Genomic DNA, 16,104 nt, shown 5'->3' with positions numbered 1-16,104 from the left:
ACGTGAGAACCACAGGGAAGGGCCCGGAACCAGAGTTCCGGGCCCTTCCCTGTGACTCCGGCTGCGGGGGATCAGCCAATCACGAGTTCAGTGACGCGCCACAGCTCCTTGCTTTGTTCCAGCCGGACAGCCACCGCACGTGCCCGCACGTCGTCAACGACGACGGCGCTTGCTTCGTAGATGCCCGGAGCGGCCTCGCACAGCCGGACTGACCTCACGACGGAGTTTTTGTGCAGCCTCGCCAACGACGGCGACGATGAGCGGGCAAGCTCGCGCCGGATCAGCGACGCGCGGTGTTGCAGAGCCGAAAGGCAGCGCGGGTCCAGCCGGCGGGCAAGTTGATGGACTGGGCGAATTCCTGCCAAGACCTCCATTGAAGCCTGGACGGTGCTCCGTATGATTGCCAGGACCTCCGCCTTTTCATCGACGGCCCTGAGGGGACGCGGGGCATGTCCCGTCCTGTCAGGCACCAGCCGCACGGCTGGAGATAGCTTTGAAACAGGCGCTGCTGGGCGGATCGGCGTTACTGCACTCATGGTTTCCCCTTTTCGTATTGTGCTGCGCGTTTTCGTCAGCTAGGCCGCGGCGGGTGGTTTCAGGACTTGGCCCGGGAGCAGGACGTCCGGGTTCTCACCAATTTGAGTTTTGTTGGCCTGGTACCAACGAGGCCAGTGCAGGGCCACCTCGACGTCAGAGGCGGTGGATCCCAGGTCCCGGGCCGCGATGTCCCAGAGCGTGTCCCCGGCAAGTACTGTGACGCCTGCCCGCGCTGTCGGAGGCGCCTGCCTGGCCCGCGAGGGCGAGGCGACAACGAGGTCTGGTTCAGTAATGGGGGAAGTTGGCCGCCAGTTCGGATGCATCCCCGACAGGGGAGCCTGATGTTCCAACGCCATACCCCCGGAGTCAGTTGATACTTGGGCAATTGTGCCGGCGGTAGGTACCCATACAGCCGGCGCCGCGACGGATTGCGTTGGGCCCCAGCCAGGTCCGGAAACCCGTTCATCGGCATGGGCGAGAGGGGTGGAGACGATCTGAACGGCCAAGAATGCGAGCGCGAGCCGGCGCATAAAAGCCGGACAGAACCTGCTTGCCGTAGCGGCCGCGCGTTTCCGGCCCGTGCGTTCCAAGGCTGCCGCGAGGAAGGCGCAGGACATGCAGAGTATCCACCAGCCGGCAACTCCCACGCCCGCCGCGGTTGTGGCGGCACCGAGCAATTGGTCCAGATCAGGTCCGGGTCTGCCCGCGGCGGCGAGGACCCACGGTGCCGCGAGTCCATGTCCTGCGACCAACAGGAAGCCGCCCAACAATAGGACGGCCGATGCCATGCCGGCGTCAGTGCCAAGCTTCCCCTGCCCTGTTGCTGCCATGGCTACTCCTTGGTCTTTGATGCTGTTTAGTGCCGTTTGGTGTATCTAAACATAGTTTGCGCCACTTTACTTGTTTTTGTCCATGCGTTGGAGTGAATCAGGATGTGAATTGACCTCACGGCGGGGTCGCCTTACTCTGGCCGAATGCGTTGGGATGCCCTGTTCAATGACATGGAGGCCCAGTTTGCCGAAGGCGACAGGCTTTCGATGGAGGCCGAAATCTCTGAACGCGCCAGAGTGGATGCAGCCGGACTCTGTTTGGCGGACCGCCTGCGTGGATCCTTGGGAACCATCGTGAAGGTGCACCTCGTCTCCGGTGCTTTTTTGGAAGGGACCCTGACATTTGCGGGGGCTGATGCCTTTGTCCTGAATGACAAGCGGCACCAGGTGCTGATTCCGCACGGTGCCGTTTTGAGGTATGCCGGATTAGGCCGGTTTTCCGTGGGTGAGCCTTCTGCGGTGCGCAGCCGCATTGGCCTGTCGAATGCCCTTCGTGCCCTGGCCCGGGACCGGTGGGAGCTGACAGTCACGCTCCGAGGGGCGGATCTGGAGGACTCCGGAGTGACGGGCGTCATCGACAAGGTAGGCCGCGACTACATCGACCTGGCTGCGCTCCGGCACGGGGAAGCCCGACGGGCTCTGAATGTGGGACAGGTGTCTACTATTCCGTTTTCCGCCCTTGCCTCCGTCAGGTCACCGTTCAGAAGCGAAATGTAGCCCTCATGTTGTTGGCGTCCGGCAGGGACAGGGCCGAATCAGACTGATTTTGACTTGGATTTCTGGATCATCCGGCTCGCTTCGGCGTAGCGTTCCTCGATGTACTGCTCCAGCATCTTTTCCTCCACGCGCCATTGGCCGCGGCCGCCAACCTGGATCGCCTTGAGTTCGCCGCTGCGGACCAGTGCATAGGCTGCCGGCGAGTTGATCTGGAGTTGCTCTGCGACGTCTGCAAGGGTGAGGAATCGGGGCATAATGCCATTTTGCCACTTCAGGGGCCCTTCGGTGCAGTTTTCCACAATCTGATGCTCTTTGGCCTTTTTGACTTCCTGTTCAGCCTTCCATGCCGTAACAATGAGGTTGTCCGGCGTGCGGCTAACTGCGCCGGTGCGGAGCGAGGGGGAGACTGCGCGTGAGTATTGATAGTGGGACCACATCGGCGAGGTTGAAACGGCCTTCCTGGAAGGATCCTCGGCTTCTTGTTGGCGTTTTGCTTGTCCTTGCCTCCGTGGCGGGCGTTATTTCGCTTGTCGGCAGCGCCGACAGGACGACCGAGGTCTATGCGGCCCGCGATGCCATCGCGGTCGGTGAGGCGCTGACGCAGGACAACGTGGTCCGCGCCAAAGTGCGGCTAGGTGATACCGAACAGCACTACTTCACTGTCGAGGGCGGCCTGCCTGAAGGTGCGGTGGCAGTCCAACGAATTGGAAAGGACCAGCTCGTTCCGCGGGAAAGTCTGGGCACCGCCGATGCCCTGGACCGCAAGCCCGTAGCGGTTACGGTAGAGCAGGTGCTGCCAAACCAAGCCGTAGCCGGTACAAGGGTGGACGTGTGGGTTGCCTTACCCGATACGAAGAATGGATACAACGAGCCGAAACTGCTCCTTCCAAACGCCGAAATTGCGCAGGTCACGTCGGGCTCTACAGCGTTGGGTTCGTCGCGAAGCACCGTGCTGATGGTTCTGGTGTCAGATAGCCAAATGCCAGCGCTGCTGGGCGCCCAGGCCAATCAAGCCAAGATCGCCGTGGTGTGGAACCCTGGCGGGGCCGCTTCGTGAGCATCCCCGTAGTGACCGTCGGGCAGGCGCAGGAAGATGTTGTCGGCGGACTCGAACGGTTGCACGGTCCGGTCACGGTGGTCCGTCGATGCGCCGAACTCACAGAATTGCTCGCCGCCTGCCAAAGTGGTTTGGCCCGCGCCGCCGTGGTCGCGGACGGATGTGAAGGATTGACCGCCTCCCTTGTGGACAGGCTTGGCGCCGTCGGCGTGGTGATCATCGCCCTCACTGATGATCCTGATGAGGCATCCCGGCTCCGCGGAATCGGTGTCGCGTCAGCTCTTTCGGGTGTTGAGCCTGCCGCGTTGGCGGCACGGATTTCCGAGGCTGTCGGCCGATTGGGGGGTTCCTTGAAGCCCGGCAATCCATCGTCCGGCCTGGCCGATCCCTCCGCGGCGTTAAGGCCTGTGCCTGCAGTGCCGGAGGAGGTTCCGGACGCTCCCGGTGCCGGCAGCATCATTGCTGTCTGGGGTCCCACAGGATCGCCCGGACGGACCTTCGTAGCCGTGAATATGGCGGGCGAGCTTGCCGCTGAGGGCAAATCCGTGCTGCTCATTGATGCCGACAGCTACGGGGCCAGCGTTGCGGCGGTCCTGGGCCTCTTGGACGAATCGGCAGGCCTGGCACAGGCCTGCCGGCTCGCGGACCAGGGACTTCTTGACGCCGACGCAATGCTCAGGATTGCCGCGCCAGTGGCAACCAGGCTTGGCACATTCCGGGTCCTGACCGGCATTACCCGGGCGGACAGATGGACCGAACTGCGCGCGGCAGCCCTTTCCCTGGTTCTTGACCGGGCCCGGGATATCGCCGATGTCGTGGTCATCGATACGGGATTCTGCCTGGAAGCGGATGAAGAGCTCAGTTTCGACACCATGGCCCCGCGACGCAACGCAGCCACGCTGCGGAGCCTCGAACTCGCTGACACGGTCTATGCCATCGGGTCGGCAGACCCTCTCGGCGTGCCCCGGCTGGTCCGCGGCGTGGCCGAACTTGAGCTCGCCGTCCCGCATGTTGCTCCGATTGTGGTGATGAACAAGGTCCGTGCCGGCGCTGTCGGCAGGGCGCCCGAACGCCAACTGCGCGACGCGTGGAACAGGTATGGACCAGCCGCGGGAATCAGTGCGTTCCTGCCGGCAGACGCTCCCGCTGCCGATTCGGCCCTGCTCGGAGGCTCGCTGCTACTTGAATCCTCGCCCGAATCGAAGCTGAGGGCTGCGATCGCTCAATTGGTCTGTGCATCAGTCCAGCAAAAAGGCAGATCCTCTGTATTTTCTTCCACAGCGAGGCGCCGACTAAAGGGTTAGGCTCACCATAAGGGCTGCAAAGGTGCAGCATTAATCTTGTGATGGAGGCGTTTGTCGATGTCGTCTGGATCCAGCGTGGAGGATCAACCCCTTGCCATTGGGGACCGTGAAGGTTTCCTGGGGGACTACTACCAGCATCTAGCCGAAGAGGATGCGCGCAGTTATTCGCAGGATGTGCTTGCCTCCCGGGCCGAGATGCACCGCGAGGTCGCCGCCGTTCGCCTGCCCGGCCAAGCCAAGATCGCGATCAGCACGGAGGCGGACAGCAGCGTTGTGTATGTTGTCACGGACGACATGCCGTTCCTCGTTGACTCGGTTAACGCTGAGTTGGTCCGCCAGAACTCTGCTATCCACCTGGTCATCCACCCCCTTTTCGTGGTCACCCGCAATCGCGAATCGGGACAGCTGGTCAGGGTCGACCGCGTGCCGTCCCAGTTCGGAATTTCCAGCGGCGACACCGCCGCCATGCCCAGCATGTCGCACCTCATCGCTACAGGCGACAACGCGTCCCACATGGAGTCCTGGATCGCCGTAGAAATCGATCGCACCAATGACGACGCCCGGGACGCACTGCTTGCCGGCCTGGAACGCGTCCTGGGTGATGTCCGGGCCGCCGTCGAGGACTGGCCAAAGATGCGCAACAAGGCCCTGCAGATTGCCGAGAGCCTGGACAAAGTTGCCAACCCTGCCCAGATCACGGAGCTGAGACAGGCCCAGGATCTCCTCCGCTGGCTCGATGAAGGAAACTTCACCTTCCTGGGCTACCGGGAATACGACCTCATTAACGTCGACGGCGAAGACGTCCTCGAGCTGCGCGAAGACAGCGGGCTCGGACTCCTGCGGGCTGCAGCTGACTCCCACCATGTCCAGCACCTGACTGACGCCGGCCGGAAGAAGGCGCGTGAAAAGCGCGCACTCGTAATTACCAAGGCCAACTCAAGGTCAACGGTGCACCGGCCCGCGTACCTCGATTACATTGGCGTGAAGAGCTTCGACGCCGCGGGAAACGTCAACGGTGAGCGACGCTTCATTGGACTGTTTGCCACCAGCGCCTACGCCGGGTCGGTTCGCAACATCCCCATCGTCAGGGAAAAGGTGGATGCCGTCCTGAGGAGTGCCGGCTTCCCGCCTGATTCGCATTCCGGCAAGGACCTGTTGGGAATCCTGGAGACATATCCGCGCGACGAGCTGTTCCAGATCGAGATCCCGGACCTCGCGGCGACCGCGATGGGGATCCAGCGGCTGCAGGAACGCCGCCGCACCCGGCTGTTCCTTCGGCCGGATATTTACGGCCGGTTCATGTCCGCCCTCGTATACCTTCCGCGTGACAGGTACACCACCAACGTACGGCTCCGCATAGAGGACGAGTTGCGGGAAACGTTCCAGGCCGTCTCCATCGACTACGAAGCCCGGATGACCGAGTCCGCCCTGGCTCGCCTGTTCTTCCGCATCCGCCTGCCTAAAGGCGCCGACGTCAGCCACGTTGACGCCGAAGAGTTGGAGAAACGGCTGGTTCGTGCTGCCCGCTCATGGAGCGAAGGCATCGCAGAAGTCCTGCGAGGGCGCGAGGACGATGACCAGGCCAAGGAACTGGCCTCCATCTGGTCGGAGGCGTTCCCGGCGAGCTACCGCGTGGACTACGAAGTCGAGGAGGCCCTCCAGGACATCTCCCGCTTCGAAAAGTACGGCGCCGAAGCGGAACGCATCGCTGGGGCCAAGCAGGAGCGACCGGGTGTCCATGTCTATCTCCCCGAAGGCGCAGGAGCGACCCTCGAGGAAGACGCCCGGGTCAAGCTCTACATGCTGGAACCCAAAAGCCTCAGCCAGATTCTGCCCTATTTCCACAACATGGGCCTTGAGGTACTGGATGAGCGGCCTTTCGAGATCGAGACGGCTGACCGCCGCGACTTCTTCCTTTACGACCTTGGGCTCAAGTACCCGGCTGGTGTAGACCCGGTAGCCACCGGCGAACTGCTGGCAGACTCCTTCGGGGCCGCGGTCTCCGGTGCCATTGAATCGGACAGCTTCGACCGCCTCGTGCTCCGTGAGGGAATGCACTGGCGCCAGATCACCGTTTTGCGGGCCTACGCGCGCTACATGCGGCAGATGGGAAACACCAACTCCTTCGGGTTCATCGCTGACACCCTGCTTGCCAATCCTGCGGTGACCAAAGGCCTCAGCGCGCTCTTCGCAGCCCGTTTCGATCCCGCTGTCGATGAAAATCAGCGGGCCGCGACCCAGGGCTCTGTCCGGGCTGCACTGAACGAAGCGATCGAACAGGTCGCAACCCTAGACGCCGATCGTATTCTCCGCACCTTCGTGAACCTGATCGAAGCCACGCTGCGCACCAATTACTACCAGTTCAAGCAGCACTTGAGCTTCAAGCTGGATCCGACGAATATCGACGGGCTGCCATTCCCGCGGCCGAAGTTCGAGATCTGGGTGTATTCGCCAAGGGTGGAAGGCGTGCACTTGCGGTTTGGCAAGGTGGCACGCGGCGGACTTCGCTGGTCTGATCGCCGCGAAGACTTCCGGACCGAGATCCTGGGCCTGGTGAAGGCCCAGACCGTCAAGAACGCGGTGATCGTCCCCACCGGTGCCAAGGGCGGCTTCTTCGCCAAACGGCTCCCTGATCCGGCAGCAGACCGCGCGGCCTGGATGGCCGAGGGCATTGAAAGCTACAAGACCTTCATCCGAGGGTTGCTGGACCTTACGGATAACCTGGTTACCAGCCCTGACGGCGAAAACCTCGTGCCGCCGTCGGACGTTGTGCGGCACGACGACGACGACTCCTACCTTGTGGTGGCGGCGGACAAGGGAACGGCTACCTTCTCCGACATCGCCAACGGCCTGGCCGCCGAGTACGGTTTCTGGCTTGGAGATGCCTTCGCCTCCGGCGGTTCCGTAGGCTACGACCACAAAGCCATGGGGATTACGGCGCGCGGCGCCTGGGAATCGGTCAAGCGCCACTTCAGTGAATTGGACCTGGACACCCAGACCCAGCCCTTCACCGTCGTCGGTGTCGGGGACATGTCAGGTGACGTCTTTGGCAACGGCATGCTCCTGTCCCGCCATATCCGCCTGCTCGCCGCCTTCGACCACCGCCACATTTTCCTCGACCCCAATCCCGATGAGGAATCGTCTTATGCTGAGCGACAGCGGTTGTTCGAACTGCCCCGCTCCTCGTGGGATGACTACGACAAATCGCTGATTAGCGAGGGCGGCGGCGTTTTCGTCCGCCAGGCCAAGACTGTCCCTGTTTCCGAGCAGGTGCGTGCGGCGCTGGGCCTCCCGGAATCCACCACCCAGCTGAGCCCGCCGGAACTTCTTCGCGCAATTCTGTTGGCGCCTGCCGATTTGCTCTACAACGGCGGAATCGGAACATATGTGAAGGCAAGCACCGAGTCGAATGCCTCCGTCGGGGACAAAGCGAATGACGCCATCCGGGTGGATGGCCGTGACCTGCGGGTGAAAGTCGTCGGTGAAGGCGGCAACCTGGGGATGACCCAACGCGGGCGCATCGAGGCAGCACTGCAGGGCGTGATCCTCAACACTGATGCCATCGACAACTCGGCTGGCGTGGACTGCTCCGACCACGAAGTCAACATCAAGATCTTCGTGGACCGGATGGTGGCCGCTGGCAAACTCTCCGCAGAAGAACGCGCCGGATTCCTCTCGTCGATGACCGAGGAGGTGGGCAGGCTGGTGCTCCAGGACAACATTGACCAGAACATCCTGCTCCTGAACGACCGGATGCGTGTTGCCGAGTGGAGCCCCAGCTATGAACGCCTGATGGATTGGCTTGAAAAATCAGCCGACCTCAAGCGTGATCTGGAAGCCCTGCCTTCCACGGAGTCGTTGCGGGAAAGGCTGACCCAAGGACAGGGCCTGACGTCCCCGGAACTTTCGGTACTGGCGGCGTACGCCAAGATCGAGCTGACCTCCGCCTTGCGGGAAAGCGACCTCGCCGACGATCCCTGGTTCCGCAGCACTCTGCGGGCCTACTTCCCCCGTCAGCTCCGCGAACGGTTTGATGCCGAGCTCGACACACATCCGCTGCGGCGGGAGATCATCGCGACCGTTGTGGCGAACGACATGATCAACATGGGCGGCATCACCTTCGCCTTCCGGACGATTGAAGAGACGTCCGCCACGGAAGTCGCTGTTGCCAAGGCGTTCGTGGCCCTCCGCGAGATTTACGAGCTGGACGTCATGGTGGATGAACTCAACAGCCTCCCGGCGTCTTTCCCCACGGAGCACTGGAGCACCGTCCACCTGGACATTCGGCGGCTGCTGGATCGCGCCGTGCGCTGGCTCGTCGGGCAAGGCGGAGCCAGCAGGCCCATCGCTGATATCGTCGCCGAATTCAAACCGGTCATGGATCCCATGCGAGCCCGCCTCCTCGACTATGTGAGAGGTGACGACCGGGAGCGTCTCTCCGCTTGGCTTGAAGAAGCCAGGGAATGGAAGCTGCCGGAAGGCCTGGCTCTGCGCTGGGCTGAACTCTTTGAAAGTTTCGTGCTCCTGGACATTGCCAAGATCGCCAAGGTCCGCAAGGATCCGGTCGAGGAGATCGCCTCCGTTTACTACACCGTGTTTAATCGCTTCCACGCTGATGCCCTGCTCGAAAGAATCAGCAGCCTGCCAAGGCAGGACAGGTGGCAGGCGCTGGCACGTGCGGCCTTGCGGGACGACCTCTACTCGACGGTGTCGGACATGACCATGGCGGTGCTCGAATCCACCGGTTCGGGGCTTTCGCCGGAGGACCGGCTGAAGGAATGGGAAAGCCAGAACGCTGAACAGCTGGGCAGGGCCAAGAGCATGTTCGACGAGGTCAATTCCCTCGAAGCGGACGATATGGCGTCACTGTCGGTAGCATTGAGGCTCTTGAGGTCAATCGTCCGACGCTAGGGATACTGGCGTCGCAACTGGAGGTGCAGTGGCAATCTTTACGGACCCCATCAGGGAACATGCTGATTTCGGGCCGGGCGATGCCGAATGGCTGCACCTCCTGGTGGGTGACTGGCAGATGGTTGCCGACCTCGCGTTTGCGGACCTGGCCCTCTGGTTCCCCCACCCGGACTACGGCTATGTGGCGTTGGCGCACGTCCGGCCGTCCACCACGCACACCGTTTTCCACGGGGACTTTGTGGGGGAGGGTATCAGGTCGGATCTGCAGCCCCTTGTGGACAAGGCATGGTCCAGCCGTGCCATTGAACGGTCCAGCGAAACAAACTGGAGCAGCGACATGGCTCTGCGGGTTGAGGCCGTGCCCATGGTCCGCAACGGCCGCACCTTGGCCGTTGTAACCACTCATATGGATCTGTCCAGTTCTCGAATGCCCTCAAGGCTGGAACTCACCTATCGGCAATGTGCCTATGACTTGCTGCGAATGGGCACGTTGGGGCTGTGGCCAGATTTTGCCTCGCCCACTGGATCCCGTCGTGGCGCACCGCGGGTGGGAGACGGCCTGATCAGGCTCGACGCTGAGGGCATCGTGCAGTATGCGAGCCCTAACGGCGTGTCCGCCTTCCGGCGGCTGGGCGACGGTGAATCGTTGGAGGGACGTTCGCTTGCGGAGGTGACAGCCAGCCTGCTGAAGGACAGGCGAATGGTCGATGAGACGCTGCCACTGGTGGTGACGGGCCGCATGCCGTGGCGCAGTGAGATTGAATCCCGCGGCGTGAGCCTGTCCCTGCGGGCAATTCCGCTTCGTGATGAGCAACACCGTTTTGGGGCGCTCGTTCTATGCCGCGACGTTTCCGAACTGAGGCGGCGCGAAATGGAACTCGTGACCAAAGACGCGACCATCCGCGAGATCCACCACAGGGTGAAGAACAATCTGCAGACCGTGGCGGCGCTGCTGCGTATGCAGTCGCGCCGCATGGTCAGCGATGAGGCCAAGCAGGGCCTGGAGCAGGCGATGCGCCGCGTAGCCACCATTGCCCTGGTCCACGAAACGCTCTCACAGGGGCTCGCGCAAAGTGTTGACTTCGACGAACTGATCGGGCGCCAGTTCAGGCTGTCCGCTGAGGTTGCGTCACCTTCGCAGCAAGTCAAGACTCAACGGGCAGGGTTGTTCGGCGAACTGCCCAGTGACTTCGCGACCCCGCTGGCGCTGGTGATTAATGAATTGGTGACCAACGCCGTCGAGCACGGCCTCGAGGGACGCACGGGGACTGTATGGCTTCTGGCTGACCGTTCTGAAGGGGACGACGGTGAAGAACTGCTGACGGTTACCGTCGCAGATGACGGCGTGGGCCTGCCGGAGACCCCGCATGTCGAGGGACTGGGGCTCCAGATCGTCCGGACACTGGTAACCAGTGAGCTCGGCGGCACCATCGCGTGGCAGCCCCGGGAGGGCGGGGGAACCGCCGTCCGGATCCGGCTGAGCCTCATGCCGAAGTAATCGCCGCACGTGCGCTTGCCGTAGTCATCCGCCTGCCAAAAGGAATGGCCGCAACCCCTTGGGGTTGCGGCCATTGCTGTCTGTTGTTGCCTTAGCTCAAATCACGAGGCCCGGCGGGCGCGGGCGGCCCGCCGCTTCAGTGCGCGACGCTCGTCCTCGCTCATGCCGCCCCAGACGCCGGCATCCTGTCCGGACTCCAGCGCCCACTGGAGGCAGGTATCAACAACGGGGCAGCGGCGGCAAACGCTTTTGGCTTCCTCGATTTGGAGGAGGGCAGGGCCCGTGTTTCCGACCGGGAAAAACAGTTCCGGGTCCTTGTCAAGGCACGCTGCGCGGTTACGCCAATCCATGCTGATCAGTTGCTCCATTTCTGGGAAGAGCTCTTTGTGAAATTATTCACTAGTAGCTACAAAGGAAAGGGGCCCTGCGGGCCCCCTTGGTCATCTGAATTAAGCCTGTCATGTTAACGCTGTGTAAACAAGGGGTAATTAGGCTTGAAATCCCCGGAAAGCTGAGCGATACATCACATCGGTGTTAGTGGCCCTCACCACTGTCCGACTATGTCCGGTAGGGTGCCAGTGTGTCAAGACCCCCCGTACCCCCCTCGAACGCCCTTCCCGACCCTGATGCTGAAGAACCTGGACGGACAGCCGTGCGGCCCCGGGCCATCACGGTCATCGTTTCTGTCGTCGCTTCTGAAGCCACAGCTTTGCTTGGTGCAGCTGCCTGGTACGGATACGAACTCGTTACCGGTTCCCCGGTTCTCTCCTTCTGGGGAGCCGTCTTCACTTTGGCACTGCTCCTCGCCTTTGCCGCGTGGCTCTATGCAGTGGGTCATTTCCTGTACCGCGGATACCGCTGGACCCGGGCGGCTAGTTTAGTGGCCCAGCTTTTCGTCCTGACCATCGGATTCCCAACCCTGACGGGGGGCCTTGTCTGGGCAGGTCTTGCCATGCTCATCCCGGCGGTCCTTGTCATCGTCCTCCTCTTCGACAAGCGGGTTGTTACTTATGCGTCAAGGACCGGCGGTTCCGCGCCGGCCATCTGACGGGCCACGCTCCCTTCTTTCGTGGCAGGCCGAACCCAGCCCAGCTGGATCGGGAGCGGCCGGCCGTTTGCTATCAGAATGCTCCGACCCGGTGGCGGAGTGGGCTCCACCTCGAACCTGACTCCAAACAGGTCGCCGTCCATGACGCTTCGGGGCGCGATCAGCATCCCGTTCCCCGTGCCCCGGGTGCTGAGCGCCAAAGGTACTCGCTGGGTCAGCAGGGGACTGTACCCGGCAGTGAAAATCACACTGACCCCTCTTCCGTTAAGTTCCGCAAGATCCTGGTGTGTTGACTGCGGGAGCAAATCGGCATCATCGACAAGCGCGATGGCGTGCCGGTCCACAGCCCCGGCCGCAGCCTCCCGAAGCACACCGGCCCAGTATTCGCATGGTCCGACACCCTCATCCGGGGCCAGCCACCGAGCTGACCGTCCGTTGAGCGCCGGCAACACGTGCAGAAAGTTGGTCTTGCCGGCACCAGGCCCACCGAGCACGGCGAAAACTCCGCCAGAGGAAATCCGGAGTGAGGCCGGGGCCAATTCGTCGCCGCCGAGGCCAATGAGAAAGGTCCGTGGGCCGGGCTGGGCGGCTGCAGTCCTCGGAGCCGTGGCCACCAGAAGGTCTGATGTCGCGTCCCCTCCGGGTATTCCTCGGGCCACGAGGTCCTCTACCGTGATTCTCGTAGGCAGTGGTTCCACGCGGAAGGGTCGGCTGATGACGGAGTGGCCGCCGGCTTTCTCCGCGGCAGGCCACAGGGATTCTTCGCCACCAGGGTGGGCATAAAACTGGCAAACGGCAGTTTTGCCGGCCGATACCGGTCCGAAGGCCACCGCTCTGCCAGGGACTGGAGCAGTGGTGGGCATCTTCGGCCAGGCAAGGCGGCTGTCGTCGTTCGCGCCACATGGAAAATAGACACGGTTCGGCACCGACGCGAAGAATCTGGCTGTCACCAGTTCGCGTTGTCCCGAAATAGCGACGATGATTCCTGCACGGCCGCCGTCGCGGAGAAGGTCGTGGACCAGGTCTTCCGCCCAGGCCAGCGGCCCCGACCGGAGGGACGAGGCCCACGTTCCCCATCCTGCGATGACCAACAGCAGGGGAGTCCGATGACCGTCCCTGGAGCCCATCAGCCGCTCAGACAGCTCCTGTTTGAGTCGTTCCAGTATCCGTACAGCCCGTCGGAGGTCATGCGGACCAGCTTGAGCACCGAGGCGGCCGCCCCAGTCGATGCCGTCCAGGGAAGCGTCCGCGTCAAGGATGTAGAAATGAGCCTCGGACGAATGCGATGCGAGGGCACTGACGGCCACCGCCAGAGCCTCGGGCAGGCCTGACGCAGGTGCTCCAACGAGCCCCAGATGCCCGTGTTCGGCGGGAAGCCAGTCGAGCGGTGCTATCCGCTGCTCGTCCGGAAGATCCATGAGGCCAAGGCGGATGACCCAGTCCTGCGGTGCGCCATTCCGGGACGCTGGGGCAGGGCAAATATCTTGGACAGCTGACGCCAACGGTGGCTCCAGGATGAACGGGAGTGGCGGTGCGACCGGTGGCCTTGCCGGCTGGCCCTCCAGGACCTCCCACAGGCTGGACATTATGCTGGCGAGGGGCGCGGCAGCCAGCGTGGGGGTCAGGTCCTCGTTGTCGGCGACCTGAGTACGTTCGATGTCTGGGTCCTTGAGCACATCAGACGAAAGACGAACACGGACCCCATCGGGGAGGCTCGTTTGTGCCGGATCCTGCAAGGACGCTGCCTGAAATTCGATCGGATCTTCCGTGCCGCGGACAAGGAAGGCCCTTCCTGGTGTCCTCAGGCTGATGTGTGACGCGGCGTTGGAATTGATGATGTCCAGCGACTCCAGATCGGATTGGACACGCAGGGCGATGCTCGTCGTCACGTTGGCGCGAATATCTGCTGTCAAAGCCCCCTGCGGGCGCTGTGTCGCCATGATCAGATGGATGCCCAGGGAGCGCCCGATAGCGGCGATCCTCATGAGTTCCGTCAGGGCCGCGGGCGCCTGGTCAACAAGCATCCGGAACTCATCAATGACCACAACGAGGTGGGCTAACACTGGATCCCCATCTGTCCGGGCAGCGCGATACGAAGCCAAATCGGGTGCCTGCGCGGATGCCAGTAATTCCTCACGGAGCCGGATCTCGGCCCGAAGTGATATCAGCGACCGCTCAAGCTCGTGATGTGCAAGGTCAGTCAGCATTCCCACACAGTGCGGAAGGCCCAGGAGCGGTCCCAGGCCGGAGCCGCCTTTGAAGTCCACAAACAGGAAATTAATGCGGTCCGGCGGGTAAGAGAGGGCTAACGCGATGGTCATGCTGCGCAGGAGTTCGGATTTTCCCGACCCAGTGGTCCCTGCTACCAGCAAATGGGGTCCGTCCCGTTGGAGATCCAGCACGCGTTCGCCGTCGGCGGACTGACCGATTGGCACGGCCAGTCCGGGCCGGTGGCGGGACGCTACCCACCGGGCCGACGTTTCAGCGCTGCCGGGGTCGAGCAGGTCGCGTAGAAGGCAGGATTGCGGCACGAGTCTGTCCAGCGGGGCGGCGTCGCGGGCGTGCAGCCGACAAAAGCGGTTGAAGACGTCACGGGGAGCGAGGTCCGGTACGAAGCGCGTTGGGCCCCCCGGTCCCTGCAGTTGGCCTGCACGGTATGACAGTTCAATATCGGCCAGCGCCATCATGGCGGACCGGGGGCGGAAATGGATGACTTGCCAGTGGTTTTCGATCGCGAGCGCGATGACGTCGACCTCGTCCGAGTCTCCGGCGTCGACGACCAAAAGCACACCGGGTGTTTTTGGGGGAGCGCCCTCCGGTGCCAGCACGGCAGTTGCCGCGGCAGCTGTGGCTGTCAGCGTGACATCCGACAGAAAACGGGCGCTGAGTGGAAGCTGCGCGGCTGGCCCATGCACTGCAACGCGGATGTGTGCGGCCCTCGGATAACCAGCCAATTGCATGATGAGTGACCGCATAAGACCTTCCACGGACTCGTGTGGGCCGCTGACGACGGTGACGCGGCGGGCAGGATCAAGGGTCAGCGGCAGTACTCCGGCCGACGGAATTCTCAGATCCGGTGCGGCCGGCTCGAAACGGATATTGGCCGGTTGGACTGCCAGCCCGAGGCGTAGCCAGATCCCTTGTTGGCCGGAACTTTGCTCACCCGAAGTGCCGGACGGCAGGCCACTGGCGAGAACCAGTTCGGAAAGGGGCGGGCCGGCGCGTCGACGGCGGTCCTGGTCCTGGCGGAGCGCGTTCGCAACCGCTGTGGACAATTCCTTTCGCTGGCGTCTTCCGGAGAGGACCGGTACCAGAACGGATACGGCAGACACTGCCGTGAAAGCGAGGAACATCCACATGCCTGTGACGACCGCCAGCCCCACCCCAATGGCCAGTGGGAGCCCGGCCGTCAGCACAAGCGCGGCGCGGTTTCCGGATTCCACACGCCGGTTGATCACCAGCGGTTCCTGCACGTCTGTCCCTGCGGGTCCCAATTTCGGGCCCTCAGGATCCATAAAGACCAGCGACATCGAGGAGTTGCCGCACCGGATGACGGAGCCGGTTGCTATCACCGTATTTCGCACATACTCGCCGTCGACCTCCGTCCCGTTGGCACTGTCCAGGTCCTCGATGGTGATGGCGGTGTCGGAAACCAACAGACGGGCATGCTGCCTGGACAGGTCAGGATCGGGGACGACTATGTCCGTGTTGCTTCGCCCGATGGTGTAGCTTCCTCGTCCCAGGGGCACTACCGTCCCGGCGCCGGCGCCGCTATGGACTGCCAAGGCGAGCGGTGCCGACAAGCTGTCGACTCGTCGTGGCCTGAGGGCGGGGCTCCGCGTGCCGCCGTCGACTATTACCGCCCCGTTCACCAGCGGCGGCTCGCCGACTGTCAGGGAGGAGAGTTGCACGCCGTCCACGGACAGGGCACCGGTGCCGAATCCGGTTTCCAGCGCTGCCTGAATTTCCGCACCACACGTTCCCACGGTGGCGTCCACCGTGAGTTCCAATGGTGGTTGGGCTTTCCCCGTGCCGGGGCTGCGAACCAGAGTGCACTCGAGCGGCATGATGGTGAATTCCTAACGGTGGGCCGGTCTACGCGTCCACGCTAGTAACACGGTGGGCATGCTGTCCCGCTTGGAGTGTCCCATGTGGATAAGCAGCGTCTTCGTTGGGTGATGGCGCGCTCCGCGCGCTGGCGG

11 protein-coding genes are annotated in these 16,104 nt (G+C 62.9%); 6 read left to right on the top strand and 5 right to left on the bottom strand.

The annotated features are described in order from the left end of the window. Nucleotides 1–71: 71 nt before the first annotated feature. The gene (locus tag ACLKOZ_RS13910) at nucleotides 72–536 is read right to left on the bottom strand and encodes an Rv3235 family protein (protein WP_436475793.1); all 465 of its coding nucleotides are present in this window, start codon (nucleotides 534–536) and stop codon (nucleotides 72–74) included. Nucleotides 537–575: 39 nt separating this feature from the next. Continuing rightward, entirely contained in the window at nucleotides 576–1,367 is a 792-nt protein-coding gene (locus ACLKOZ_RS13905; RefSeq protein ID WP_436475791.1) for a LysM peptidoglycan-binding domain-containing protein, read from the bottom strand. 144 nt (nucleotides 1,368–1,511) lie between these two features. Between ACLKOZ_RS13905 and ACLKOZ_RS13900 the strand changes: the two genes are divergently transcribed. Beyond that, nucleotides 1,512–2,084, top strand: coding sequence for a hypothetical protein (locus tag ACLKOZ_RS13900; protein WP_436475789.1), 573 nt, complete (start codon nucleotides 1,512–1,514; stop codon nucleotides 2,082–2,084). A 38-nt stretch (nucleotides 2,085–2,122) separates the two neighbouring features. Here ACLKOZ_RS13900 and ACLKOZ_RS13895 read toward each other — a convergent pair whose 3' ends face one another. Further along, entirely contained in the window at nucleotides 2,123–2,338 is a 216-nt protein-coding gene (locus ACLKOZ_RS13895) for a helix-turn-helix domain-containing protein (protein ID WP_436475787.1), read from the bottom strand. Between the two features lie 191 nt (nucleotides 2,339–2,529). Between ACLKOZ_RS13895 and ACLKOZ_RS13890 the strand changes: the two genes are divergently transcribed. From ACLKOZ_RS13890 to ACLKOZ_RS13875, 4 genes are read left to right on the top strand one after another with little or no spacing between them, the layout of a single operon-like run. Then, nucleotides 2,530–3,141 carry a hypothetical protein gene (locus ACLKOZ_RS13890; protein WP_436475844.1) on the top strand — a complete coding sequence of 204 codons (612 nt, stop codon included), beginning with the start codon at nucleotides 2,530–2,532 and terminating at the stop codon, nucleotides 3,139–3,141. Then, entirely contained in the window at nucleotides 3,138–4,445 is a 1,308-nt protein-coding gene (locus tag ACLKOZ_RS13885; RefSeq protein ID WP_436475785.1) for an AAA family ATPase, read from the top strand. Before ACLKOZ_RS13890 ends, ACLKOZ_RS13885 begins: the two co-directional genes overlap by 4 nt. Before the next feature lie 57 nt (nucleotides 4,446–4,502). After that, nucleotides 4,503–9,356: an NAD-glutamate dehydrogenase gene (locus tag ACLKOZ_RS13880; protein WP_436475783.1), complete on the top strand. Its 4,854-nt coding sequence runs from the start codon at nucleotides 4,503–4,505 to the stop codon at nucleotides 9,354–9,356. Between the two features lie 28 nt (nucleotides 9,357–9,384). Beyond that, nucleotides 9,385–10,854: a sensor histidine kinase gene (locus tag ACLKOZ_RS13875; RefSeq protein ID WP_337345774.1), complete on the top strand. Its 1,470-nt coding sequence runs from the start codon at nucleotides 9,385–9,387 to the stop codon at nucleotides 10,852–10,854. A 101-nt stretch (nucleotides 10,855–10,955) separates the two neighbouring features. Here the strand turns inward: ACLKOZ_RS13875 and ACLKOZ_RS13870 are convergent, their stop codons facing one another. Then, nucleotides 10,956–11,204 (bottom strand): WhiB family transcriptional regulator, encoded by a 249-nt coding sequence (locus ACLKOZ_RS13870; protein WP_003804966.1) that lies wholly within the window; start codon nucleotides 11,202–11,204, stop codon nucleotides 10,956–10,958. A 230-nt stretch (nucleotides 11,205–11,434) separates the two neighbouring features. On the opposite strand from ACLKOZ_RS13870, the gene ACLKOZ_RS13865 reads away from it, so the two are divergent. Further along, nucleotides 11,435–11,902: a hypothetical protein gene (locus ACLKOZ_RS13865; RefSeq protein WP_436475780.1), complete on the top strand. Its 468-nt coding sequence runs from the start codon at nucleotides 11,435–11,437 to the stop codon at nucleotides 11,900–11,902. Here the strand turns inward: ACLKOZ_RS13865 and ACLKOZ_RS13860 are convergent. Further along, nucleotides 11,863–15,969 (bottom strand): FtsK/SpoIIIE domain-containing protein, encoded by a 4,107-nt coding sequence (locus tag ACLKOZ_RS13860; RefSeq protein ID WP_436475778.1) that lies wholly within the window; start codon nucleotides 15,967–15,969, stop codon nucleotides 11,863–11,865. The genes ACLKOZ_RS13865 and ACLKOZ_RS13860 overlap by 40 nt on opposite strands. Nucleotides 15,970–16,104 lie beyond the last annotated feature (135 nt).

The organism is Arthrobacter sp. R4, assembly GCF_051365025.1.
Taxonomy (GTDB): domain Bacteria; phylum Actinomycetota; class Actinomycetes; order Actinomycetales; family Micrococcaceae; genus Arthrobacter.
This window is presented reverse-complemented; position numbering and strand designations above follow the sequence as displayed.